A 24,473-nucleotide genomic window follows, 5' to 3' on the forward strand; every position below is an offset into this window, starting at 1 on the left:
CCCTTGAACAAGGGGTTACCTGTTAGTTATCCCTTTCAAAAAAACGTCAATCGCATTTTCGTAAAGGAGATAAAACTTTTCCTCATCGTAACCGAGGAATTGTGTAACACTCATACCAGTAAGTGTACTATAAAGAATATACGCTAAATCATCAATCGTTTTATTACTTATAAACTCTTTATCACGTATGCCTTCCTCGATGATATGATAAAATATATCATATTCAGGCTGAAAAAGATGGATCATCTTTTCTTTCACCATATCTTCGATGCTTTCTGTGCCCATATACTCTGGAACAGTTTGAGACAGTGGGTTTTGCATATCTGAAGCGTAGTATTGGGCAAGCAAGTATAACTTCTCCGTAGCCGTCGTCACTTGATTGGCTTGAGTTTCCCATGCCTCCCTCCAGGATTTATTGGCTGTTTCAACCGTGTACAAAAATAATTCTTCTTTGCTTTTAAAGTGATAATAAATACTGCCTTTGCTAATTTCTGTGAATTCACGGATTTCTTCCATGGAAGTGGCAGCATAACCCTTTTGTTCAAAAAGAACTTTGGCTTTTTCTGCAATGTGTTTTTTCGTTTTTTCGCCTTGACCAACAGGTCTTGCCATAATGATTACCTCATCATTTTTATTTATATTAATAAACTGACTGATCGTTTTATTAATTATAATTGATGTAACTTACAATTACAACCCATTTAAAAATTAAAAGACTCTAAAATGCTCAACGTTCAAGTCTGCGAATTCTACGTTTAATTTCTGCTTGTTCCTGATCTTGATATGCCAATTCATCCTTAAACTCCGTCACATCTTTTCGTAAAGAAGCTACCTCCGATCCAATAACTTCCTGCCCTTTTCTACTTCATCAAAACGCCGATCCACTCCATCAAATCTCTTGTTTATGTCTTCTTGCATACCAATGATTATCTTTTTTAATTCATTATATTCAAGACAGCCAAAGGTTTACAATGTATCATGAACACCTTTAAATCCCTGATAAATCAACACTTCCATTTTTAAACTTATCGTTTTTCATGATATTTTTTCATGATTTCATGGCGTTTTTCGCGTCTGCTTTAACGGATTTTTTGCCATCAGTTCATGGCAATGAATAGAGACCTTTATTAAATTGTTCCCATAAATTAGGTGGCAAATCATGTTTATCTTCTCTATAAGGGTCGAATTTCGACATGATTTCGTCCGCTTTACCATTTTGTATTTTATTAACGAAATTATGATCTAATAGAATTTCTCTGCCTAATGCTATTAGGTCAACATTTCTTGACTCTACAGCCTCTAATGCGTCTTCAGCAGTAAATATTGATCCAATACCAACTAATGGCATACGACCATCAATCCATCGGTGAAGTAATTTAATTCTTTCTTCGCCTTGATACCTACCTTCACGCGTTGTAGAGTGTACGTCCATTAATGAAACATGTAAATAATCTAAAGGTTTCTCAATTAAATTTTTCACCAATTCTTCTGTGATTTCCATCGTTATACCTGGCGTTTCTGCTTCTTCTGGTGAAAATCTATAACCAACAATGAACTTCTCATCTGCATGAGCTTTAACCGTATGAACAACCTCATCGACAACTTTCATTGGGAATTTGAATCTGTTTTCTCCCCACTCATCATCACGACGATTATAATATGGTGAAACAAATTGTTGGATGAGATAATGGTTTGCCCCGTGTATTTCTACACCATCAAACCCTGCTTCGATCACTCTGCGTGTTGCCTCGCCAAATGCTCTAATGGTGTGTTCAATTTCTTCTTTAGTAATTTCCCTGGCATGATGTTCCTCTTTTTCATAGGATGGACTATGTTTCTCATCACCTTGCAAAGTTATAGGACTTGGAGCAACTACATCTCCATTTGGTGTTAGGTACGGCATTGACTGTGCCCCGCCATGATGTATTTGTACAATCGCTTTTGCTCCATTTTTCTTCATCGCTTTAGCCAACCGTTTCAAACCATCAAGGCCTGAATCATGTGCTACGGAAGGTTGGCCAGGAAATGCTTTTCCCAAATCAGTCACATTACTGGCCGCAGAGATGGCTAATCCCACATCTGTAGAACGTGGTCCCACATAATTAATTTCCACATCAGAAATTGTACCATCATCATTAGAAGATACATGGGTGAGTGGTGCTAAGACAAATCTATTTCTTAATTCTACTTTGTTAGGTAATGTTACTTTTTCAAATAAAGGTTCATACTTCTTATCCATTACTACAATGCCTCCTATAAATTTACATGTTTAACATGTATCCTTACCTGAACAATCAGTTTTAAAAGCCTTATTCAACAAGCCTTTTAATATTTTGTATATCCTTCACACTTAGTGAAGACTGTAAGTGATCATTAATGACCATTTGCATCTCACGAATGCAATGTTCCCCTTTTTTCGAAAGGAAGACATCAACCGATCGCTTATCATTTGCATACGTTTGGCGTTCAACTAACGATCCGCCTCGATATTGTTCAAGTCTTGTAACTAAGCGTGATAAAGCACTATGGCTAAGGCTAACTTTTGAAACTAAATCTGATAACTTCATCTTCTTTTGTTCTGATTGTGCCAAGTAATGCATAAGGTAAAATTCTTTAATGCCTAATTGAAATTGTTCTTGAAGTTTATAATCCATTGCTTTCAGTAAACGGTCGTGATATTTCGTCAGATTAAGCCAAGCATTAAACAACTCATTATTATTCATAATTGTAATCCTTTCAAAACAGGCTTTAAAGGCAGTCCAAGACCTTCAACATTCTAGGAAAGTTTTATAAATCATTCTTCTTCCAAGCAAAGGCGTGAACGAACATTAACGCCAACGATTTTTCGGTTGAGGTGCTTATTGATACCATAACAAATATTATATGCATGCGCAAACAATTATTAAAATCAAAAAAAAAAAGGAGGCTTTCACCAAGTTCAGTAACCTGATGAAGGACCTCATTCACTGATTCAATAACACCCAAAACATGATCAAAAACATGCACATAGACAGGTTATTGAGTAGTTAAAACAATCCTGATATATCAGGGATCATAGCATAATTCTACATCATGCCGTCCTTAACATAACCTTATTCACCAGCTTTGATAAAGTTTCGCATGCCTTGTGCGGATGTAAAATTTCCTGCAAAAATAAGGAACGTAATTTCGTTGAATTTCGTCAATAACCGTTTTTTTCGTTACTTTTTTTGTTACCCTTCAAAAAGTAACAAGTCAATTTCATTCCTCAATAATCGCACCTCTTTTGTTGAAATCGAATCCTAAACGATTTTAACCATCGAAACGGAAGAAGTCTAACATATTATCCAACCATTCCGTACTGAACCCAGAAAAATACCCTACAATTTGTATGATAAGGATCACTGCTAAAATGGAAAATGCAATTTTAGCTCTCCGAGCTTTTAGTTTCTTTTTATGATCCTCCCTTTCACTCTCTCGAAGAGGATCGTAATTATTGTTTAACACATGAAACCTTCCTTATCTTAAATTTAGAATTATGGTTGTGTGTTCACTTTTCTTGCATATAAAACTGCGTGAATGATTGCTGCTAGCCATAATATTGGTATTAATAATATAAATAGTAACCTTGCCACTGCATTAAATATTTCAAACCCTCCTCCGATCACCAACAAGATATATAAAATTATAAAAAATATGCCTATTCTAAACGCACCAGCATAAATTTGACCAACTCCCGATATGAAAAAAGACAGTAACCCAGCAAGCCAAGGGTTTTTCTTCTCGTTCATCAGAAACCCTCCTTATGACTATGTGAATTGTAGTATCGTAATTACAGTTTTTCAAGACCTAATAGTCAATTGGTCTTGAAATCAATTAGGATGCTGCTGAATATAATAGTCATTTGCATTCATATAATCTCTTTTTGATTTATGGTAAGATGGATCAGCAAATCTATACTGGACATGTTTCGAAGTTCATCAGCGTTTAAATCCAACCCTTTTTTCGGCTATCATTTGCCGCCCAACGTCACCGATATAATCGTAAATGATATGATCACCGGGTGTGCATAGGCACGTTCGTAGTTCATGGACAGCAACATGTTTAACAGGTGCTTCAATAAAATTAATGACGTAACGACCACACACAAGTAACCCATCGCCTGTTTCCGATGTGTCAGGTTCATCCGGCGTTTGAACCGTCAACGTCGTACGTACTTTTTGTATGAAAACACCCATTATTGGAGCAGCGCAAACTAATCAGTATAACCAACATATGTCATGATTATACTTTTTTGCGCCAAATTACTTGTTTTCATTATAGATGGTGGCGACATGCTCAGTCGCCATGATGGTTTCTAATGGAATACATTTCGTTCATTTCCAACACCCCTTGATCGCCAGATTGTTCGCCATTTTCATTTTAACGTCCTCCTTTTGTTGTACACTTATTCTATTTCATCACAAAATTTCATGAATTGTTCCGGTAAACAAAATATTCACCAGTAACCATCCATTTTTTCCGAGCAAGAAATCTTTATTTTCATGGAACCATTAGTAACTGTTTCGATACTTACACAACTTTTACTCCAAAAAATAAAAAGGCTCCATCGCATTAAGAGCGAAAGGAACCTTCCTTTTATGAACGTGTATTAATCGTTTTTGCTCTGCTGGCTTTTTAACTCCTTGACCTCTTGTTCCGTTAATCCCGTTAATTTAGCCACTTTCTGTATATCCATGCCATCCGACAGCAAATTAAGGGCTACCTTTTTTATCCCTTTACGTTCATAAGAAGTCATCAATTCCATAACTTTCGCCTCCTCCTTGGGATCAAGTTGATTAACTTCGTCTGCCAGTATATGCTCTTCACGCTCTGAAAGCCCTAAATACGTTTCAAAAAATGTGGTTAGCAGATGATTTCGAGCAGGGTCGAGTTCAAGCCGAACGAGCATCCGCAAAAATTCTTTTTTCACTTCAATTTTCTCATCTTCAGTGTAACCCATTTTACTCAACAATGCACCTGCAACAGGATTATCTTGTCGAATGTATTCCCTCCAATCCAATTTCTTCAACTCAACCGTCAAGTAGTTAAACTGCAATACATCCAAAAACGGGAAACTCATGTTAAATGACTGGGGTTCCTCTTTATTTTTTTCATCATAACTAAAAACAGCAATGGGAACAATTCTTCTACGATGCCTTTCATACAGACGACTAAAATACCGGAACATGCGATCATTAAATGTTGGTTGGTAAGAAGCCTGTGGTTCAACATGAACAATAATAAGGCTATCCTCATTCCGTAACCTTGTTTCCACAACAATGTCTAAATGCCGTTTCTCCCGATCGCTGACATCCGTAATCATTTCTTTATCCAAAAATTTGAGATGCACATAATCAATATGCTCATGAATCGTTGGAAAAAATAAATCCTGAAAAAATTCCTGAATCAACTCTTTGAACAAACGATCATGATCGACTTGCCTTTCATTTATCGTTTCACGCTCATTAGACATATAAACAACCTCCCATCAACATTTTACCATTGACATTAATCTATTTCCTCCCCAAAACGTTCTTGGTAATCTGGATCGGGCGATTGCCTTGCAGCATCAAGATCACCCCTTAAGTCTGTAAATTCCCCTCTTAATTCCTCAATAATAAAATCCCCTTCCTCGTTTCCTTCTTCATCATAAAAAACAGCACTGATATATCGACCATCTTCCCAAACTTTTATATCTGCATTTTCTCTTATTTCAATATCTTCATCCGTATTTGCATTTTCTTCATGGTAATAGGCGATTACATCCATCCTTAAAGCTTAAAGATATCACTCCAGATATGTATCAAAAATTTATTAATTATTTGATTGACGATAAAGGCTTTAGTAAACAAACCGTTAGATTGACGCATAGAACGATGTATATGGCAATTAAACGGGCGGTCAAACCGTCAAAAAAGATACAAGCCAATTTTTGTGAAGATGTTATCATAGATACCCCAAGGGAAAAGAGCGAAAAGAACAAAGTTCGATTCATCGACTACGATCAGATCCCTGCGTTTCTCCAAACAGCTAAGAAGGACAATCTGCTTTATTTCATGTTTTTCTGTCATTTGATACAGACAGGGATGCGTAAAGGTGAAGCAGGCGGGCTTCAATGGTCACAAGTTGATCTGTCTAATCAGCGTATCAATATTATCCAGAGTCTTGATTACAGCGAGGACTTGGATTCACCCGAGCTGTTTGGCGATACAAAGACATACAAGTCAGCAAGGGAAATACCAATTACAAATTGGTGGACTATGCAGCTGAACTCCCACAGAATCAGGCAAAATGATAACCGGATGCGCTTTGGAAAGGACTACAGACACGACCTTGACCTTGTGTTTGCTCGCGAGGACGGTACGCCTATTCCAAAATCAACGTTGTTTAATGCTTTTAGGCGGTTATGTAAAAAAGCAGACCTTCCAACTGACCTTGATATCCATTCTTTACGTCACACCGCTGCGGTCCTTCTTCTTGAGTCTGAAGCAGAAATGAAATATATTCAAGATCTTCTCGGTCACGGGTCTATGCAGATCACTGCTGATGTTTATAGTCACGTGAGCAACCGAATCGAACGTGACTCACTGAACAAATTTGAAGATCACACATGGGATGTTTTCAGCTCGTGATATTTTAGATCACGAGTTTTTCATTTCGTGACTTTTTCGTGACCTTCGGGGGTTGCGTGATCACTGACCGTCTTAAAAATCACGAAAAAAAAGCCCTGATGCTTATACACCAAGGCTTCCAATGATTTAATAACTCTGCATATACTGCTCCCGCTCCCACGGGTGCACTTGTGTACGGAACATATCCCATTCGATTTCTTTTGCTTCGACGAAGTGTTCCACCGCGTGTTCACCGAGTGCATCAAGCAAGGTTTTATCCCTCTTGAGCTCATCGATTGCTTCTTTTAAGCTCGGCGGCAAGGCTTGGATATTTTCTTCCTCCCGTTCTTCCTCGCTCATCACATAAATATTGCGGTTGGTTTCATCCGGTGCCTGCAATTCGCGTTTCACGCCGTCAAGGCCGGCGGCGAGCATCGCAGCTATCGCGAGGTATGGATTTGCGGCAGGATCCGGGCTGCGTACTTCAATTCTTGTGCTCGCTTTTCGCGAGGACGGGATGCGTATGAGCGGACTCCGGTTCCGATGGGACCAGGCGATATAGACCGGTGCTTCGAAGCCGGGAACGAGACGTTTATATGAATTTACGATCGGGTTCGTCAGCGCCGTGAATGCTTTCGAGTGTTCCAAAATGCCGGCGAGGAAATGCATAGCTGTCTTGCTTAACTGCGTCTTGGTGCTTTCATCGTAAAAAGCGTTGGTCTTCCCTTTGAAAAGAGACATGTTGCAGTGCATTCCCGATCCATTCACGCCAAATAAAGGTTTGGGCATAAACGTCGCGTGCAAACCATGCTGACGGGCAATCGTTTTGACGACGAGCTTAAACGTCTGGATATTATCACAAGTCGTGACGGCATCTGCATATTTAAAGTCAATTTCGTGTTGGCCGGGAGCGACCTCGTGGTGAGAAGCTTCAATTTCAAAACCCATGCCTTCCAGTTCAAGGACAATGTCCCGACGGCAATTTTCCCCCAAGTCGGTAGGCGCCAAGTCAAAATAACCGCCTTTGTCATTCAATTCCAATGTTGGATCGCCTTTTTCATCGTTTTTGAACAAGAAAAACTCCGGTTCGGGACCGATGTTAAAGTCGGTGTAGCCGAGGCTTCTCGCTTCTTCGAGCACATTTTTAAGCACCCTGCGCGGATCTCCATCGAAAGGTTTCGGCTCGTCCCCCGGCTTTTCGGGCGGTTCATATATGTCACAAATCATACGGGCAACCTTCCCCTTTTCCGGCGTCCATGGAAAGATCACCCACGTATCCAAATCCGGATATAAGTACATATCCGACTCTTCAATGCGCACGAACCCTTCAATGGAAGAACCGTCGAACATCATTTGATTGTCGAGTGCTTTTTCCAATTGATCAGTAGGGATCTCCACATTTTTTACGGTTCCTTGCAAGTCGGTAAATTGCAGTCGAATAAACTTCACATTTTCTTCTTCTACCATTCTTGTAATGTCTTCATGCGTATACGAAGTTGGCATTTTCATTTCCCCCCAATAGATATCCCGCTGTTTTTAATGGAAAAAATGGGCAATTTGCCCCTGGATCATCGACGCTTTATGCGCATGGGCATTATTAAGCGCTTCCCATCTGAGTTGTTCATGCAATCGTTTCGTTTCTATTCTCTCTCGTTCTGCTTTGCTTTGCTTTTCCTCTTGTTCCGCGCGATCCCGGAACACCTCTTTAATGCCCGCCATGTTAATGCCACGCTCCGTTAGTTGTTTGATGTCCAGCAAGCGGTCTACATCCGCGAACGAAAACAATCGTTGATTGCCTTCGGTCCTTGCCGGTGTTACAAATCCGTGGCTTTCATAGTAGCGGATTTGGCGAGGTGTCAGATCTGTTAAATCTTTGACGATGCGAATCGAGAACAAAGGCATATGCAAACGGTCGCTTTGTCCCACGTTCTCTCCCCCTTCCCTTCACATCTTTTACCGAATATAGCTTTATTTTAAACGCATCCGATTAAGATGTCAATATTTTTTACATTTTAATGTTATGTTCCTTAACATCAATTGCTCATCACTGTATCCAAAGCATGTGTGACAGCGATTTTTATGTGCGCGAAAGACAATCCCCCTTGGACATATGCCGTATACGGCGGTTTTACGGGTCCATCTGCGCTCAGTTCAATGCTTGCCCCTTGAATAAATGTGCCTGCCGCCATGATGACGTTCCCTTCATAGCCGGGCAAAGGACCGGGAATCGGGGATACATATGCATTGATCGGGGAGTATTTTTGAATGTTTTGGCAAAATAAAATCATCTGTTCCTCGTTTTGAAACGAAACCGATTGGATTAAATCCGTCCGCGCCGTAAAAGGGGGAGGGTTTGTTTGGAAACCCGCTTTTTCCAGCAACGCGGCGGTAAAAAGGGCGCCTTTCAACGCTTCTCCAACGATCATGGGCGCGAGAAAAAAACCTTGAAACGCTTCTCCGAGAAAAGAACCGGTTGCTCCTGCTTCCAAGCCGATCCCCGGGGCGCTCAGCCTAGACGCCGCCCGTTCAACGAGCGACGCTTTACCCGCAATGTAACCGCCGGTTTTCGCCAATCCTCCTCCCGGATTTTTAATTAACGAACCGGCCAATAAATCGGCACCGATGTGTCCCGGTTCTTTTTTTTCGACGAATTCACCATAGCAATTATCGATAAACACGTGCACGTGTGGCCAACGGGTTTTGATATGGCGTATTTGCTGTTCAAGTTGATGAACCGGAATCGACGGACGTTTATCGTAACCCTTTGATCGTTGGATGACCACCCATTTCGTTTTCTCATGGATCACTTCCGGCAATCGTTCGAGATTGACATCCCCGGACGGCGTTAACGGCAACACGCGCGTCTGTATGTCATATTCACGGAAATTCCCCGGGCTATTGCCGACGAGTCCGAGCACTTCTTTCATCGTCTCATACGGGTCTCCACTTGCGTAGACGATTTCATCCCCGGGGCGTAAATTGCCGAACAGAGCGGCGGCAATGGCATGGGTGCCGGAGACAAATTGCGGACGCACGATGGCGGTTTCGGTCCCGAAAACATGCGCATACACACGGCCGAGCGCTTCTCGTCCCGCATCATCGTATCCGTATCCGTCCGACCCTTGCAAATGATCATCGGAAATATTTTCTTTTCGGTAAGCGCTCAGCGTTTTTGCTTGATTGGCCTCAACGATCCCTTCGATTTCTCGTTGAAGCGGCATCCATTCTTCCTCAATCTCTGCTAACCAGCGAGAGAGTTTCGAGGCATTGTTCAAGTCAGTTGTATCCATTAGCGATGATCTTCCTTTTTATCGGTTTTTCTTTCGGCTGCAATTTGCGGATGATGATCAAATGCATAACCTTGCAGCTTGTACAGCTCGTTTGCTTCATCAAATGTTTCTTCCCGCACAATCGTCGAATGTCGAATCTCATAAAGACGTCGGCCATCGCCGGCCGGGATAGAAATAGAGTAAAAGGACATTTGCTTGATTAATTCATCTTCCATTACGGTTTGCAGATCGTCGATATTTTGTTTTTCCCGCGCGCTTGCATATAATCTCGGGCGGCCCGCGTTTACGGTGGGAACTCCATCTTCTTCAAGGTTTTCGGCTTTATTCATCACCGTGATGACCGGTATGTCCCCGGCACCCAGCTCATCCAATAACTCCATGACCGTTTGTTTTTCCGTCTCTGCTTCCGGGCTGGTAGCATCAATGATATGAATGAGCACATCCGCTTCTGATACTTCTTCCAACGTCGCCCGGAATGCCGCAATCAACGTCGTTGGCAACCCGCGAATAAACCCGACGGTGTCGCTAATTCTTACCGATAAGCCCGAAGGCAGACGCAAAGCCCGTGTTAACGGATCCAACGTTGCAAATAACAAGTCCTCGGCCAAAGCTTCTTCGTTTGTCAGCGCGTTTAAGAGAGTGGTTTTGCCGGCGTTTGTATACCCGACAAGTGTAAACTGCGGGTGGTTTTGTCTTTCTTTTTGCTTTCGGAGCGTGGAACGGTGCTTCCGAATCCGTCGCAGCTCCTTCTTTAATTCATCCATTCTTTTTTGAATATGGCGGCGGTCCGTTTCCAATTTTGTTTCACCCGGTCCGCGTGTGCCGATGCCGCCCCCGAGGCGCGAGAGTGCATGGCCTTGCCCGCGTAATCTCGGCAATAAATACGTCAGTTGCGCTAACTCGACTTGAATGCGTCCTTCCTTTGTGCGTGCGCGGTCCGCGAAAATGTCCAAAATCAATTGGGTGCGGTCAATGACACGGGCGCTCGTTCTCGCGGCCAGCGATTGCCCTTGCCGCGGAGACAATTCCCCGTTGACAACGACAACATCGGCTTCCCATTCTTCCACAAGTCCCTCAATTTCATCGGCCTTCCCTTTTCCGACATACGTGGATACATCAGGGGTGGGTCGATTTTGCACCGTAGTTGCCATAACCGTGCCCCCTGCGGTAGTGACGAGGCTTTTCAACTCTTCAAGCGAGGCGTATGCTTCTGCCTCGCTTTCTTTTTCGCTGATAACAGCTGTCGCAATCACTCTTTCCAAAAGCCAGACCCTCCAAATCATTTAAAATCCGTGCCGATTAACGTCCGCAACGCATCTTTATCGTGTTCCTTTTTTTCCCGCATGGTTCTTACCGCGTGATGGCGAACGGCCTGCTCGATTTGGTTGCGCACATAACGTCCGTTGCTAAACACACTTGCTCCATCCCCCGAACGACGCAAATGTATTTTTTTCTGCAACTTTTCTTTCGCTTCCGATGTCCAGATATAATCCCGGTCCACGAGCATATCTTCCGCAATTTTCATTAATTGCTCCGAAGTAAAATCAGGAAAATCAAGCTGTACCGGAAAACGGGACGGGAGTCCGGGATTCATGGCAAGGAAACGTTCCATTTCCCTGGAATAACCGGCTAAAATAAGCACAAACGGAGCCGCCTGATCCTCCATTGCTTTAACGAGCGTATCGATTGCTTCTCTGCCAAAGTCTTTCTCCCCGCCTCTGGCGAGGGCATATGCTTCATCAATAAACAGGATGCCGCCTTCGGCTTTTTGCACGATCTCTCTTGTTTTTTGTGCCGTTTGCCCGATATATTCCCCAACGAGATCCGCCCGTTCCGCTTCAATAAAATGCCCTTTCTCTAAAAAACCCAATTCCCGAAACATATCGCCAAGTAAACGTGCTGCTGTCGTCTTCCCCGTTCCCGGATTTCCTTTGAAAATCATGTGCATCGATTGCTGCTTCGTTTTTAATTGATGTTTTTCCCGACAGCGGTTAATATGAATCCAGGCATAGATTTCACGAATAAATGTTTTCAGTTCACTGACACCAACGAGTGTATGCAACTGTTGCTCTGCTTTTTGCAAGACATAGTGATCGGGGTCAGGTTGATCACGTTCCCGGTCTTGAATGAGTACCCGTATACGCGATTTCGATTTTTGCGCATGCATTATAACCCCTCCGCTTCTCTGGTCAAAACAGATTTACCAGGGCATCTGCCCATAGTTTACGCAAGAAGGGATCAATGTGTGCATTTCGGAAGTCGGAGGAGCGGGAAAGGAGGCGCTATGAACAATCAAGCAGAACATTTGCCAAAAGAAGCCCGCGGTTTTCTCGATTTTTTGGTTTCCAGGGGAAGGAAAGCTACGACCATCCGCAGGTACACGTACGACCTCGCGGATTTTTACCGTTTCGCCGCCTTGCACGCAGAAGACAAAAACGTAAGTCTCCAGCATTTGGAACCCGTGATGATTGAAGATTATTTTATGTTTCTCAATGATACCCGCAAATACAATCATAAAACGGCGAAACGAATCGCAACCGTTTTACGGCGCTATTTTCAGTATCTCTCCCAAACCCACGGACTTACCGGAAATATCATGGAAAATGTTTCCCTTCCCGCCGCAGGGGATGAAACGATCAGCGAGGACGATCTATTCACCCAAAAAGAACTTTCCCGCTTGTTTACAAGCATCGAATCCGATCTTGGCTTAAGCGATGAGCAGATACAGGCTCGCCCTCTTTTGGCACCACGCAATAAAGCGATGATCCAACTCCTTCTCCATTACGGATTGCGACTGCAGGAATTACACGGATTAAGCCTGGATAACATAAACTTTGGCACAGGAACAATGGCTGTTTCCCCGGACGACGGCGAAGTGTTGCCGAGGCCTATTCAACTTTCCAAGCAAGACCGCCGGGATTTAAACCATTATTTAAAAGGGATCCCGAAACCCGTTCGGCCATATCCGGGGCAAAATCATCCTTTGTTTGTCGCGTTTGACTTTCAAAAACAGACCTACCGCTGGTCATATGAAAATGATGAACCGAAACGCTTAACAATCGTGGCGATGCAAAAAATGATTCGTGAAGAAGCAAAACGGGCAGGAGTAGCATCCGGAAAAAGTGCCCGGCATTTTCGTCACACTTTTATTGTGTCTGCCTTAAAACGCGGACATACGCTTGAATACATTCAAGATATGCTCGGTCTTCATTCCACGCTCGTGTTGACACGCTATCAAGAATACGTGGACGGCCTGTCCGAATAAGGAAGCTCCACCCATATTAGGCGGAGCCTTCCTTTTTAATCATTGGTTTCGAAATTCAACTCCACATTTTGTTTGGGGGCAAAGGTCGAGATGGCATGTTTGTAAACAAGTTGTTGTTTCCCGTCCGTATCAATGACGACCGTAAAATTGTCAAATGCTTTTAAATAACCCCGAAGTTGAAATCCATTAGTAAGAAAAAGCGTAATCGGAATATTATCTTTGCGCAACGTATTCAAAAATTGGTCTTGAATGTTAATGTTTTTCATTATGCTTTCCCCCTAAACTTTCGCTTTTCAGTAACCATTCGACATGTGTGTCAATTTCCCTGCAAGGTGCGCCGTAATTTTTTCGGGCAAATGTTGGTTTGCATCTTCGTCCACCTCAAACCATGTCACTTGTTCCTTGTTTCGAAACCAGGTGAGTTGTCTTTTTGCAAACCTTCGTGAATTTTTCTTCAGTTGCGCGATCGCCTCGGGCCATGAATCATCTCCGTTAAGATAAGCCACGAGTTCTTTGTAACCGATCCCTTTCATCGATTGCGTATAACGGATACCGGCATCATATAACGCACGCACTTCCGAAAGCAGGCCTTCGGCAATCATTTTGTCAACGCGAGCTTCGATTCGCTCATAAAGCAGATCACGCTCCATCGTTAATCCAATTATGGTTACTTGATGGGATTTGTCACTCGGATTTTCGCTTTGAACGGGAGCCGGTGGATGTTTATCGGCGTATAACAGTTCGAGGGCACGAACCACTTTGCGCACATTGTGAGGGTGGATTCGTTCGGCCGCGTCCTGGTCAAGGCTTCGCAATTCATCATGGAGGCGGATTTCTCCTTCCTCTTCTGTAGCCCTCGCTTCCAATCGGTCGCGAAGGGACTCATTCCTAGCGACTCCGCTAAATGACCAGTCAGCGGTTAAGCCTTTGATATACATTCCCGTTCCGCCGACAATGATCGGTTGGTTCCCGCGAGCCTCTATTTCCTTCATTTTTCGATGGGCATCTTGACGAAAACGGGCAGCTGAATAGATATCCGTCGGTTCGAGAATATCAATGAGGTGGTGGGGAATGCCTTCTTTTTCTTCTGGAGTCACTTTTGCGGTTCCAATGTCTAAGCCCCGATAAACTTGGAAAGCGTCCCCGTTAATGATTTCTCCCGAGAAATGTTTCGCCACTTCAATGCCGACCGACGTTTTCCCCACCGCCGTCGGCCCGACGATCGCAATTACCGGTTTCTTCATCTTCCTGCCCACCTCCCATGTGCATCGTTCCGTATGAAACCGTTCGATGCTTCCGCACATTGTGAAATCGAAAACGTTCAAAAAGAGGGCTGTCTCGCTCTGCCTTCAGTACAACGTTGTGTTTGGCCACTTTTTTGGCCTCTTCAATGACGGCCTCATGAAGGCTACCTGTATCGGCAAAGGCGCGTAATGGTTCGATATGTGCCGAATGCATACGGGCATGCGAAAACATTGGATCAAAATAGACGACGTCAAAACTATTTGCCGGTACGGATTGTAAGTAGGCGTGATGATCTTGCTGGACGACCGATATTCTCCGCATCGCCTCATTCAATGCTTCGACATCTTCTTGGTGACAGTGTAAACCTCTTGCCACCACTTCGGCGATATAGGGGTTTTTTTCGACAGCGGTGACGCATCCGGAAGCTGTCACTGCATAGCTTGCGACAATACTGTCCGCACCGAAACCAAGCGTCATATCGAGAAAGGTGGTTCCCGGTCGTAATCCCGCGGCCGAAATAAGCACATCAACTTCGCCGGCCATTAAACGTTGGACGCGTATTTTTGCCATGCTCGGGTGGAAAAAAAACGGCTGATGGCCATTGTACTCGTATAACTTGTCCCGCCCACCTTTCCCGACCATGTAGACGACTTCCGCTTTTTGCAAGAAATCTGCCATCGTTTTTCTGAAACGCGTTGCATACGGGCATTGAAAACGTTTGGCCAATTGCCACGCACGCGTTTGCATTTGCGGCGTTGGATAGCGGCTCGTCGTGACAATCGTTTGAAGGGGTTTCATACCTACTAGTGTACATGTATTCTTACCTGCACTCAACAATAAATAGGCGTAGTCACCGCTGACTACGCCTATGCTTAAACTAATTTTTATCGGATGATGCCATCTTGAACATAACAAAGGTCATGATAACAGCTGCGGCGACGGCGATAAATGAAACACCGATGATTGCGACGAGATCCATTCCAGACAATTGATTTCTCTCCTTTTACTCCCTTTTATCTTTGATTGTAACAAACATTATGATGGACAACGTTGACGAGTGTGACGATGTGTTGACTTTTCGTCTCACATGACCCGCTTGAACATCTTTTCAAGTTCATACCGGGTTATGTGAATATAAATCGGACGCCCATGCGGACAAGTAAACGGGTCTTTGCACGCCCGCATTTCTTCCAACAACGCAAACATTTCATCAGAACGCAAATGCCGGTTGGCTTTAATAGCTGCCTTACAAGAAGTTAAAGCAACCGCTTCTTCACGCAACTCGGGAATATCCGGTTGTTTTAAGGAGAGCAATTGAGCTATCAGTTCCCGAATCGTCTCTTCTTCTACCCCTTTCGGGATCCAAGTGGGATGGGCACGGACACGGTACGTATGCACACCAAATGCCTCCAATTGAACCCCCATTTCCTCAAGCGCGGACGCCAGCTCTTCGATACGGGCTGCTTCCTGCGGTGTAAATGTCATCGTGAAAGGAACGAGCAACGATTGGCTCATCTGTTCGGGATCGCCGAGTTTTTTTCGATAATATTCGTAGTGGATCCGCTCTTGGGCAGCATGTTGATCAATCAAATAAAGCCCTTGATCGTTTTGCGCCAAAATATACGTACCATGCAACTGGCCAATGGGATACATTACCGGAATCCGTTGCAATTCCGACGATTCCGATTCCGTATTCGGCTCCTCGTAAACGTGCTCCATATCTTCATAATGAGGTTGTGCGTCTTCGCCTCCTTCATGGATTTGTGTCTCGGTTTTTTCATCAGATAGACGATTTTCTTCCTTAAGGGACGGGGCGCTCTCCTCTTTATTTTGTTCGTCATCTTCCTCCCTTACGCTGGAGGATGTTGGTGCATATTTTTCTCGCTCACTGGCAAAAGTGAGCGGAAGCTCCCTCACTTCTTCCCGAGGTTTATCAAAGCGTTGAAGCTCACGCTCTGTTTGCTCCGGAATAAGCGTTTCTTGTTGCAAACGTTCCCGGATCATTTCACTTACTTCCAAGAGCAAGGTTTCTTCTTTACTGATACGCACATCCCATTTGGACGGGTGCACATTGACGTCCACCAAGGTGGGGTTCATCGTTATCGCGATGACAGCGATTGGATAGCGGTGAATGGGGAGTAACGTGTGATACGCTTTTTCGATCGCTTTTAATAAGGGAAAATGTTTAATGTACCTCCCGTTAATAAAAACACTCATATAGTGGCGGCTCGCACGATTCATGTCCGGCTTTGCCATCAGGGCGGTAATCTCAAAATCCTGGGAGATTCCGGATGCCGTCAGCATATTTTCCGCAACTTGCTTTCCATAAATAGCATATATTACCGAACGCCGATCCCCATTGCCGTTTGTAAACAGCACCTGCCGTTCATTGTGAATCAAGCGAAAAGAAACATCCGGCCGCGCCAATGCTACTCGATTCACGACATCGGTTGCATTCCCAAGTTCCGTATTAACGGTTTTCATATACTTCAGTCGAGCAGGTGTATTGAAAAAAAGTTCTTCGACGAGGACCGAGGTGCCTTGACGCGCCTTGCTTTTTGCGCGGGCAATCAATCGCCCACCTTGATAACGGAGGCGAACGCCTGCCGCTTGATTTTGGGCCGTCTCCAACGTCAACTTGGCAACAGAAGCGATGCTCGGAAGGGCTTCCCCGCGAAAGCCTAGCGTTTGAATGTGATGAAGGTCGTCTTCGTTTTTTATTTTACTCGTCGCGTGTCGCAAAAACGCGAGCTCCGCCTCTTCAGGGGCAATCCCCGCGCCATTATCCAGCACATGGATACGGGATAGACCGCCGTCTTGCAATTCAATATCAATACGAGTGCTGCCCGCATCCAGTGCATTTTCTAGCAGTTCCTTGACGACAGAGGCTGGCCGATCAACGACTTCTCCGGCAGCTATTTTATTGGAAAGTGTTTCTTCCAGCGTAACGATGGCACTCATTGTATCCCCTCCCGTTAAGTGATGTTCTGAATGAAATTTTTCGATGGCGACCGATTCGGAATTCGACGCGATTTTTCTGCTTTCTGGCATTATGAATGATCCCATGGATGCCTCTAAATGCCCAGATCGGCCTGGTTCGGGCTTCATGAGCGATCCATGGCGACGCTTAGTGCTCGGATCATACCCGTTCGGATTTTATACCGTTTTAAGCCTTATGATTTTGAACGCAGTTGTTTTTGCCATTTGCCAATGGCTTGCATCGCTTCGAGCGGCGTGAGGTTCAATAGATCCGTGTCTCGGATTTGCTTGGTCACTTTGGCGAGTTCGGTCGTTTCCTTTTCATTAACGGCACGAGCCGGTTTTTTTTCTTCCTGATACGTAAACAATGGGACCTGTTCATGAAGATCGTTTGTGTTTTCTTGCGGAACGTTCTCATATGTGTCCAACAATGTGCGCGCACGTTCGATCACTGTATCGGGAAGCCGAGCCAATTGGGCAACGTGAATGCCGTAACTTTTATCAGCGCGCCCTTCCTCGACTTTGTGCAAAAAGATCACTTCTCCCGCTTCTTCCTCTGCCCGTACGTGAACGTTCCATAACGTCTCCAGCTCATCTTCCAAGATGGTCAGTTCATGATAATGGGTGGAGAATAACGTTTTTGCCCCAATATGCCCATGAATATATTCCACGATGGAACGGGCAAGCGCCATGCCGTCATACGTAGACGTTCCTCTCCCGATTTCATCAAGGAGGAGGAGACTGTCCGACGTCGCTTCTTTCAAGGCATGTTCGGTTTCAAGCATCTCCACCATGAATGTGCTTTGGCCACTGACAAGGTCATCGGCGGCACCGATACGCGTAAAAATTTTATCAAACAATGGCAAAGTCGCTTCATCCGCAGGAACAAAACAACCGATTTGCGCCATAACGGCAATGATCGCGATCTGCCGCATATACGTACTCTTTCCCGCCATATTCGGACCGGTAATTAATAACTGTTCCCGCTCATCATCCATGCGCACATCATTCGCGACGTACGCTCCTCTTTCCAACGTTGTTTCAACGACAGGGTGGCGGCTGTTTATGAGCGCTAACTTACGCGTTTCGGAGAATTGCGGACGCGTGAAACGCCTTTCTTCACTGACTTGGGCGAAACTTTGCAAACAATCGACATAAGCAATCATTTGCGCAAGCTGCTGCAGATGGGGAATGTACGCATTCGTTTCCTCCCGAATTCTTTTAAAAAGGTCAAATTCCAGCTGACCCATTTTTTCTTCGGCTTCCAAAATGCGATTTTCCATTTCCTTTAATTCGGGAGTAATAAAGCGCTCCGCGTTTGTCAATGTCTGTTTTCGTTCAAAGTAATCGGGAGTGTGCGGCAACTGCGCTTTGGAGATTTCGATATAGTAACCGAAAACACGGTTATAGCCCACTTTTAACGTTTTAATTCCCGTCGCTGCCCGCTCTTGATGTTCAAGATTGGAGAGCCACGTCTTCCCGTTTTCACTGGCTTCCCGGTATTCATCAAGTTCTTCGTGGAAACCGCGCCGAATCATCCCCCCTTCGCGGATCGCAATCGGCGGATCATCCACAAGCGCAGCTTCCAGACGTGCGCGTAATGCATCGCACACATCCACATCTTCAATCAGACGAACGCCTTCATCACCTAGCGCAGGCAACGTTTGTACGATTTCCGGAACCTGTTGCAACGACGTTCGCAATTGCACGAGTTCACGAGCGTTGACATTTCCATAAGCGACACGGCCCACCAAACGTTCCAAATCGTACACATTTTTCAGTTGATCCTGCAATTGCGCACGGGTAAGCATATCATCCACAAGTCTATGGACGAGCGTCTGCCTCCGTTCCACTTCGCTTTTATTCGCTAACGGACGTTCCAGAAAACGGTGGAGCATTCGGCTTCCCATCGCTGTCTTTGTATCGTCGAGCAAATGATACAAAGAACCTTTCTTTTTGCGCTCTCTTAAGGAAGCGGTGAGCTCTAGATTTCGCCTGGTATGTACATCCATTTGTAAAAATTCCTGCGGCTCAATCGTCGCCAAAGCTTGCAGATGGGCAAGGGAACGTTTTTGTGTTCTGGCCAGATAATGGAGCATTCGTCCGAAAGCAGCGCGCACAGATGGATCTGAGCCATTGTATAAATGGTGATAAGCATCAGGCATGTCCTCATTTTCTTCATAAGAAATCGTAAAGGCAGCCGTTTTCATCCATTTTTCCCATTCAGATGGAAGCTCTTCGCGCGGAAAGATCACTTCTCTTAGTCCATCCACGAGCAGCGCCTTTTCGATATCGGTCACTTCGGAACCGATGATGCCTCCGTCGGTTTCCCCTGTCGTTAAGTCCGTGCGTACATACGCCAACCTTTCATGATCCGTGCCGGACAAAGCCGCAATGTAATGATTGGCATCTGCCGTTACGGCACGTTCTTCCATGATCGTTCCCGGAGTAACGACACGAATCACCTCGCGCTTCACAACCCCTTTGGCCGTTTGCGGATCTTCCACTTGTTCACAAATCGCAATTTTATACCCTTTATCGATTAAACGGGCGATATAATTTTCGGCAGAATGATACGGAACTCCGCACATGGGAGCGGCGTCTTCCCCTTTTCCTCTGCGCGTCAGGGTAATTTCCAGTTCCCTTGCCGCCAATTCGGCATCGTCGAAAAACAGTTCATAGAAATCTCCCAACCGAAAAAATAAAAAAGCATCCGGATACTGGTTTTTTATGTCATAGTATTGCTGCATCATCGGTGTAATTTTCGACACGGCTATTCCTCCACTATTAAACTACTAACTCAAATTATAGCATAGGGAGTGCATACGCTCGAAGTGAAAAGGAAAATTCGGTGACATCCTCTCGGCATTCAAATGCCGAGCATCCATGTGGATGGAATGGAGGTTGCTCGCTCCTGTAGAGGGCCTATACCGTTCAAGCTTGTGCCCTGTTGTTCCCTTTCGGACCCACATTCGACGCGACAATCATACTGTGATAGTAAACTTTTGTTCGAAATAAACGTTGGCTCTTCACCAAAATCTATGGCTGACAACCTAGGGGCAATTATGATTGGTAGTGACCGCTACGGAAAAACACGACGCTTTCCGTGGGCCCCGAGCTCAGCCTCCTCGGAAAAAAAGAAGTTCGCTTTTTTCCTGCGGGGTCTTCGCCCTGCGCTTTCCCACAGGAGTCTACGTGTTTTTCCTTCGCTCGCTAGTGGTGTTGCCATATTTAATCACGAATATCAACCATTGATTTTAGTGTTGACCCTAAATGTTTTCAAGGAATACGCATCCATGGCCCCTTTCATGCGATCGATACAACGCGCTTTCCACTATCTACCGTGATGTGGCAGCCATCTCTTCTGACCCCGGAACCTAAAGAACGAGTGACGGGAACAAAACCCTTCACTCGTTCTTCGTTCAATCTTTTTTCTCGCCATGTGTCTCTTCTTTTCTGTCTTCCTCCTTCGTCTCCTTATAATGTCCGTGCAATTCAAAATCGCCCGGCCGTCTTCCCAGGAAATCAGGCTGAATGTCATCTTTCAATTCCTGGTCGGAAACTTGATCCGCCCATTTGACGTCCTGATAATAATCGTCTTCTTTATCCGGATGAACGAGAATAGAGATTTTCGTCTCCCCGACGAGTTCTGCCGCAAACTCCCGTTCCACTTCCACATTGACTTCTTTATCTTTCTTGGAAATGGATGCTTCGATTGTATTCGGCTGCTTTGTTGCTCGCGCGATGACATCGAAATCATCCGTCATTACTTCATCGGAGCGCATTTTTAACGGCACATGTTCCTTGTACGATACTTTTTCACTCGCCACGTCTGTTTTTGTGTTATTTTCATAAGAGTACCATACATTAATATCGTAATCGCCGGTAATCTCTACACTGTCCCCCTTTCGTTTGGCATCGTACTTGTGGTTAATCACCCAACAACCGAGAATGCTTGATGGGCGATGGGCAGGCTTGATCGTATGGGTCGTCTTCGAGAATTTTTTTCCTTTTCCACAAACCGCCTTTGTGATGATTTCCCGATAATGTTCCTTTTTATGATCCAAGTGACGGTCCCTCCCTTAATAATCGACTTCCGGCGTTTGCATGCCTCTTCTTCATATGTATGAACGTATTTTTTGTTCATGACATAAAATGAAACTTCCATTTGAGAGGAAATCATCCTCTATGATGGATAGTTAAAGCAATCGGGGTGTTAACCGCCCGTAAAACTCCCGTTTATGGGGTTGAAGCGGGGGGATTACGGGCGCTTACCACCGGGATAAAAAAAACCTGCCACTCGAGGCAGGTTTTAAAAAAATACGTTAGTCTTTTCCTAGATAGGAGCGAAGCATCCAACCATCTTTTTGGTAGTCGCGGGCCATATCTTGTACAGCGTCAGCGAGGGATAGCGCTTTTTGGTCTTCAAGGTTATCCACTAATTCCAAGAGTTGATTGCTTACATATTGCAAATCAGCAACCAAAGTTTCTACCATTTCCTGTTCTTCTTCACTACCGGAAGCTTCTTCAATGGTTGCATTAGCGAGGTAATCTTTCATCGTTGCCAACGGTTTTACTTGAATGGCCAGCATTTGTTCGGCATAGTCATCGATGTAGTCTTTCGTTTTGTTATACAGTTCTTCAAATTTTTCATGAAGTGAGAAGAAATGCGAACCCTTTATAAACCAGTGATAATTGAGCACCTTTACGTATAGCACTTGCATATTCGCGAGTTCCCGATTCAAATCTTGTTCCAATACTCGTCCTGCTTGCCCTTTAATTTCAGTTGCTTGTCGTTTTGCCATCTTTATTGCCTCCTCTGTTCATTTCATTTTATGGTTGTTTGTGATTACAATACCTATTATATTATAATCATTATAAAAAAACAACCATTATCATAAATGTCTTTCTACTTATTCCATTCCCGTTTGACAGAAAAAATATGCCACGAATTTAAAATATCTACGAAAAAAATGCCATGCGTGTTTTGCACATGGCAGCTATCCGTCACATATACGATTGCTATTTATTTTGCTTTAACGGTGATGCACCATCTGATCGCTGATTGATCTCATTAGTGACTGCATTTGAAATCGTTGTGGATACGGTTTGCAACATTTCGTTCACGTCATTTTGGCTTTGCTTGAATTCTTTAACAATCGGGATTTCATCCACCTCGGCGTGCAACGCGTTGATCTCCGCTTCCTTTTGGCGGACTCCTTCGGTTTTTCCGTAATGTTTCAAGTTCACAAGCTCTTTTTGTTTATCCTTAATGTCGCTGATCAGCTTTTGGATTTTTTCGTTTTGGTTAATCGTCCTCTCAGCTCTTCTAAAAAAGTCAACTTCTTCGGTGTCGACCATCATGTTAGCCAGTTCTTTCGCTTTCGCCAAGATGTCATCCTTTGTATATAACTTTTCCGTCATACGTTTTGCACCTCACTATAGGATACCATTTCCCCGTTTAACGACCACGTTTTCACATCGGTAATCTTTACGTCCACAAGTTTTCCGATGGAAGTTTTAGGTGCACGAACGTTGACGAGCTTATTCGTACGCGTGCGCCCGGCAAGAATCTCGGGATCTTTCTTGCTTTCCCCTTCAAGAAGCACTTCGACAGTTTGGTTTTGCAGCGCTTGATTGCTTGTTGCCGACAATTCATTGACGATGGCATTCAACCTTTGCAATCGCTCGCGTTTTACTTCATGTGGGACATTGTCATTCATGCGTGCCGCGGGCGTGCCGTCACGCGGCGAATAAATATACGTAAATGCACTATCATAACCCATTTCTCTCACTAAGGAAAGGGTGTCTTGAAATTGTTCTTCCGTTTCATTCGGAAAACCGACAATGATGTCGGTCGTGAATGTGGCGTGTGGCATGGCAGCCTTGATTTTTCGTGCCAGTTCCACATATTCTTCTCTCGTGTATTTCCGCCCCATCAACTTCAATACGTCACTGTTACCGTGTTGAACAGGCAAATGAATATGCTCAAGCAGGTTATCGCCTTTTGCCAACACTTCAATAAGATGGTCATCAAAGTCACGGGGATGGCTCGTTGTAAAACGAACCCGCGGAATATCGATTTTACGGATTTCATCCATTAGGTCGCCAAGTCCGACATCGTCGTCCAAATCTTTGCCATATGCGTTCACATTTTGGCCAAGCAGGGTGATTTCTTTATACCCATGTCTGGCGAGCTCGCGCACTTCCTGGATAATATCCTCAGAGCGCCGGCTTCGTTCCTTTCCACGGGTGTAGGGCACGATGCAATACGTACAAAATTTGTCACATCCGTACATAATGTTCACCCATGCCTGGATGTTCCCCTGACGGCGCCTGGGCATGTTTTCCACGACGTCGCCTTCTTTGGACCAAACTTCCACGACCATTTCCTTGCCTTGGATCGCATCTTTCAGCAAATGCGGCAAACGGTGAATGTTATGTGTGCCGAAAACGAGGTCCACATGTTGGTGTTTTTGTAAAATCCGGTTGACGACGCTTTCTTCCTGGGACATGCAGCCGCAAAGGCCGAGGACGACCTCCGGTCGTTCTTTTTTAAGGTTTTTTAAATTGCCTACCTCACCGAAGACTTTATTCTCCGCGTTTTCACGGATGGCACATGTATTTAGCAAAATAACGTCGGCATCATCGGTCGTATCCGTCGGCGTGAACCCGAGTTCCTCGAGGATCCCGGACATATTTTCCGTATCGTGTACATTCATTTGGCAACCATACGTGCGAATATAGTATTTTTTTCCGTTTCCGATGCTTTGCATATCCTCGGGAATTTTAAAATCATAATAAAATTCCACGTCTTTGCGACGACGCCGCTGTCCTTTTCGATAGTTCGGCTGTTCGTTTATTTTAATGCGCCGGCCGCCGATCTTCATGATTTCCTGGCCGTCTTCATTGACTTCAATCGTTGCATTGGAGAAATCAAAGTACTTGCTGTAATCTTTCGATTTCGTCGTCGGACGGTGTTGTTCCTCGTTCATATGCGAGGGGAGCCCCCTTTCCTCATTCCGTTCCTCATCAAATTATAAAGCTTCCTTTGCCTGAAGA

The 24,473-nt window shown here is 44.5% G+C and carries 23 protein-coding genes; 2 read left to right on the forward strand and 21 right to left on the reverse strand.

Translation table 11 applies throughout. From position 1 onward, the window contains the following. Positions 1–15 precede the first annotated feature (15 nt). The 7 genes from HUG20_RS09840 to HUG20_RS09870 all read right to left on the reverse strand — a co-directional run bounded on the left by HUG20_RS09840 (position 16) and on the right by HUG20_RS09870 (position 5,790). Positions 16–612 (reverse strand): TetR/AcrR family transcriptional regulator, encoded by a 597-nt coding sequence (locus HUG20_RS09840; protein ID WP_200084158.1) that lies wholly within the window; start codon positions 610–612, stop codon positions 16–18. Positions 613–1,102: 490 nt separating this feature from the next. Then, a complete protein-coding gene (locus HUG20_RS09845; protein ID WP_200084160.1) occupies positions 1,103–2,239 on the reverse strand; it encodes an NADH-dependent flavin oxidoreductase in 1,137 nt (378 codons plus the stop codon). 70 nt (positions 2,240–2,309) lie between these two features. Further along, the gene (locus HUG20_RS09850) at positions 2,310–2,723 is read right to left on the reverse strand and encodes a MarR family winged helix-turn-helix transcriptional regulator (protein WP_200084162.1); all 414 of its coding nucleotides are present in this window, start codon (positions 2,721–2,723) and stop codon (positions 2,310–2,312) included. Between the two features lie 792 nt (positions 2,724–3,515). Next, positions 3,516–3,770, reverse strand: coding sequence for a hypothetical protein (locus HUG20_RS09855; protein WP_200084164.1), 255 nt, complete (start codon positions 3,768–3,770; stop codon positions 3,516–3,518). Between the two features lie 189 nt (positions 3,771–3,959). Next, entirely contained in the window at positions 3,960–4,184 is a 225-nt protein-coding gene (locus HUG20_RS09860; protein WP_200084166.1) for a hypothetical protein, read from the reverse strand. Between the two features lie 446 nt (positions 4,185–4,630). After that, positions 4,631–5,494: an RpnC/YadD family protein gene (locus HUG20_RS09865; RefSeq protein ID WP_425504068.1), complete on the reverse strand. Its 864-nt coding sequence runs from the start codon at positions 5,492–5,494 to the stop codon at positions 4,631–4,633. A 35-nt stretch (positions 5,495–5,529) separates the two neighbouring features. Continuing rightward, positions 5,530–5,790: a cystatin-like fold lipoprotein gene (locus HUG20_RS09870; RefSeq protein ID WP_200084168.1), complete on the reverse strand. Its 261-nt coding sequence runs from the start codon at positions 5,788–5,790 to the stop codon at positions 5,530–5,532. Between the two features lie 29 nt (positions 5,791–5,819). Here HUG20_RS09870 and HUG20_RS09875 point away from each other — a divergent pair, with 29 nt between their 5' ends. Further along, positions 5,820–6,653 carry a tyrosine-type recombinase/integrase gene (locus HUG20_RS09875; protein WP_343073168.1) on the forward strand — a complete coding sequence of 278 codons (834 nt, stop codon included), beginning with the start codon at positions 5,820–5,822 and terminating at the stop codon, positions 6,651–6,653. A gap of 126 nt (positions 6,654–6,779) precedes the next feature. Here the strand turns inward: HUG20_RS09875 and glnA are convergent, their stop codons facing one another. From glnA to HUG20_RS09900, 5 genes are all read right to left on the reverse strand, one after another. Next, positions 6,780–8,135, reverse strand: coding sequence for a type I glutamate--ammonia ligase (gene glnA, locus HUG20_RS09880; protein WP_200084178.1), 1,356 nt, complete (start codon positions 8,133–8,135; stop codon positions 6,780–6,782). 33 nt (positions 8,136–8,168) lie between these two features. Continuing rightward, entirely contained in the window at positions 8,169–8,558 is a 390-nt protein-coding gene (locus tag HUG20_RS09885; RefSeq protein ID WP_425504069.1) for a MerR family transcriptional regulator, read from the reverse strand. 107 nt (positions 8,559–8,665) lie between these two features. Next, positions 8,666–9,922, reverse strand: a complete 1,257-nt coding sequence (locus HUG20_RS09890) for a methionine gamma-lyase family protein (RefSeq protein ID WP_200084187.1) — start codon at positions 9,920–9,922, stop codon at positions 8,666–8,668. Beyond that, positions 9,922–11,175 carry a GTPase HflX gene (gene hflX / locus HUG20_RS09895; RefSeq protein WP_246476688.1) on the reverse strand — a complete coding sequence of 418 codons (1,254 nt, stop codon included), beginning with the start codon at positions 11,173–11,175 and terminating at the stop codon, positions 9,922–9,924. Before hflX ends, HUG20_RS09890 begins: the two co-directional genes overlap by 1 nt. Positions 11,176–11,201: 26 nt before the next feature. Beyond that, on the reverse strand, positions 11,202–12,089 hold the full coding sequence (locus tag HUG20_RS09900; protein ID WP_200084196.1) for an AAA family ATPase: 888 nt from the start codon (positions 12,087–12,089) through the stop codon (positions 11,202–11,204). Between the two features lie 117 nt (positions 12,090–12,206). Between HUG20_RS09900 and HUG20_RS09905 the strand changes: the two genes are divergently transcribed. Beyond that, entirely contained in the window at positions 12,207–13,187 is a 981-nt protein-coding gene (locus tag HUG20_RS09905) for a tyrosine-type recombinase/integrase (protein ID WP_200084204.1), read from the forward strand. A 35-nt stretch (positions 13,188–13,222) separates the two neighbouring features. Here the strand turns inward: HUG20_RS09905 and hfq are convergent, their stop codons facing one another. The 9 genes from hfq to miaB form a co-directional block, all read right to left on the reverse strand. Beyond that, on the reverse strand, positions 13,223–13,456 hold the full coding sequence (hfq, locus tag HUG20_RS09910; RefSeq protein ID WP_200090467.1) for an RNA chaperone Hfq: 234 nt from the start codon (positions 13,454–13,456) through the stop codon (positions 13,223–13,225). A 24-nt stretch (positions 13,457–13,480) separates the two neighbouring features. Beyond that, on the reverse strand, positions 13,481–14,431 hold the full coding sequence (gene miaA / locus HUG20_RS09915; protein WP_200084206.1) for a tRNA (adenosine(37)-N6)-dimethylallyltransferase MiaA: 951 nt from the start codon (positions 14,429–14,431) through the stop codon (positions 13,481–13,483). Further along, the gene (locus HUG20_RS09920; RefSeq protein WP_200084208.1) at positions 14,367–15,230 is read right to left on the reverse strand and encodes a class I SAM-dependent methyltransferase; all 864 of its coding nucleotides are present in this window, start codon (positions 15,228–15,230) and stop codon (positions 14,367–14,369) included. Before HUG20_RS09920 ends, miaA begins: the two co-directional genes overlap by 65 nt. 285 nt (positions 15,231–15,515) lie before the next feature. Next, entirely contained in the window at positions 15,516–17,393 is a 1,878-nt protein-coding gene (gene mutL, locus HUG20_RS09925; protein WP_200084210.1) for a DNA mismatch repair endonuclease MutL, read from the reverse strand. A gap of 212 nt (positions 17,394–17,605) precedes the next feature. Beyond that, a complete protein-coding gene (gene mutS, locus HUG20_RS09930; protein ID WP_200084225.1) occupies positions 17,606–20,182 on the reverse strand; it encodes a DNA mismatch repair protein MutS in 2,577 nt (858 codons plus the stop codon). Positions 20,183–20,833: 651 nt separating this feature from the next. After that, positions 20,834–21,478 (reverse strand): outer spore coat protein CotE, encoded by a 645-nt coding sequence (cotE, locus tag HUG20_RS09935; RefSeq protein WP_200084227.1) that lies wholly within the window; start codon positions 21,476–21,478, stop codon positions 20,834–20,836. A gap of 258 nt (positions 21,479–21,736) precedes the next feature. Continuing rightward, positions 21,737–22,216 carry a Dps family protein gene (locus tag HUG20_RS09940; protein ID WP_200084229.1) on the reverse strand — a complete coding sequence of 160 codons (480 nt, stop codon included), beginning with the start codon at positions 22,214–22,216 and terminating at the stop codon, positions 21,737–21,739. 217 nt (positions 22,217–22,433) lie between these two features. After that, a complete protein-coding gene (locus tag HUG20_RS09945) occupies positions 22,434–22,835 on the reverse strand; it encodes a YlbF/YmcA family competence regulator (RefSeq protein WP_200084231.1) in 402 nt (133 codons plus the stop codon). Further along, positions 22,832–24,406, reverse strand: coding sequence for a tRNA (N6-isopentenyl adenosine(37)-C2)-methylthiotransferase MiaB (miaB, locus tag HUG20_RS09950; RefSeq protein ID WP_200084233.1), 1,575 nt, complete (start codon positions 24,404–24,406; stop codon positions 22,832–22,834). Before miaB ends, HUG20_RS09945 begins: the two co-directional genes overlap by 4 nt. Positions 24,407–24,473 lie beyond the last annotated feature (67 nt).

It is taken from the genome of Salicibibacter cibi (genome assembly GCF_016495865.1).
GTDB classification, from domain to species: domain Bacteria; phylum Bacillota; class Bacilli; order Bacillales; family Marinococcaceae; genus Salicibibacter; species Salicibibacter cibi.

Bases quoted from the DNA above. Each gene is read 5' to 3' on its own strand.
- HUG20_RS09840 (WP_200084158.1), bottom strand. From the start codon at position 612: ATGGCAAGACCTGTTGGTCAAGGCGAAAAAACGAAAAAACACATTGCA.
- HUG20_RS09845 (WP_200084160.1), bottom strand. From the start codon at position 2,239: ATGGATAAGAAGTATGAACCTTTATTTGAAAAAGTAACATTACCTAAC.
- HUG20_RS09850 (WP_200084162.1), bottom strand. From the start codon at position 2,723: ATGAATAATAATGAGTTGTTTAATGCTTGGCTTAATCTGACGAAATAT.
- HUG20_RS09855 (WP_200084164.1), bottom strand. From the start codon at position 3,770: ATGAACGAGAAGAAAAACCCTTGGCTTGCTGGGTTACTGTCTTTTTTC.
- HUG20_RS09865 (WP_425504068.1), bottom strand. From the start codon at position 5,494: ATGTCTAATGAGCGTGAAACGATAAATGAAAGGCAAGTCGATCATGAT.
- HUG20_RS09870 (WP_200084168.1), bottom strand. From the start codon at position 5,790: ATGGATGTAATCGCCTATTACCATGAAGAAAATGCAAATACGGATGAA.
- HUG20_RS09875 (WP_343073168.1), top strand. From the start codon at position 5,820: ATGTATCAAAAATTTATTAATTATTTGATTGACGATAAAGGCTTTAGT.
- glnA (WP_200084178.1), bottom strand. From the start codon at position 8,135: ATGCCAACTTCGTATACGCATGAAGACATTACAAGAATGGTAGAAGAA.
- HUG20_RS09890 (WP_200084187.1), bottom strand. From the start codon at position 9,922: ATGGATACAACTGACTTGAACAATGCCTCGAAACTCTCTCGCTGGTTA.
- HUG20_RS09900 (WP_200084196.1), bottom strand. From the start codon at position 12,089: ATGCATGCGCAAAAATCGAAATCGCGTATACGGGTACTCATTCAAGAC.
- HUG20_RS09905 (WP_200084204.1), top strand. From the start codon at position 12,207: ATGAACAATCAAGCAGAACATTTGCCAAAAGAAGCCCGCGGTTTTCTC.
- miaA (WP_200084206.1), bottom strand. From the start codon at position 14,431: ATGAAGAAACCGGTAATTGCGATCGTCGGGCCGACGGCGGTGGGGAAA.
- HUG20_RS09920 (WP_200084208.1), bottom strand. From the start codon at position 15,230: ATGAAACCCCTTCAAACGATTGTCACGACGAGCCGCTATCCAACGCCG.
- mutL (WP_200084210.1), bottom strand. From the start codon at position 17,393: ATGAGTGCCATCGTTACGCTGGAAGAAACACTTTCCAATAAAATAGCT.
- HUG20_RS09940 (WP_200084229.1), bottom strand. From the start codon at position 22,216: ATGGCAAAACGACAAGCAACTGAAATTAAAGGGCAAGCAGGACGAGTA.
- HUG20_RS09945 (WP_200084231.1), bottom strand. From the start codon at position 22,835: ATGACGGAAAAGTTATATACAAAGGATGACATCTTGGCGAAAGCGAAA.
- miaB (WP_200084233.1), bottom strand. From the start codon at position 24,406: ATGAACGAGGAACAACACCGTCCGACGACGAAATCGAAAGATTACAGC.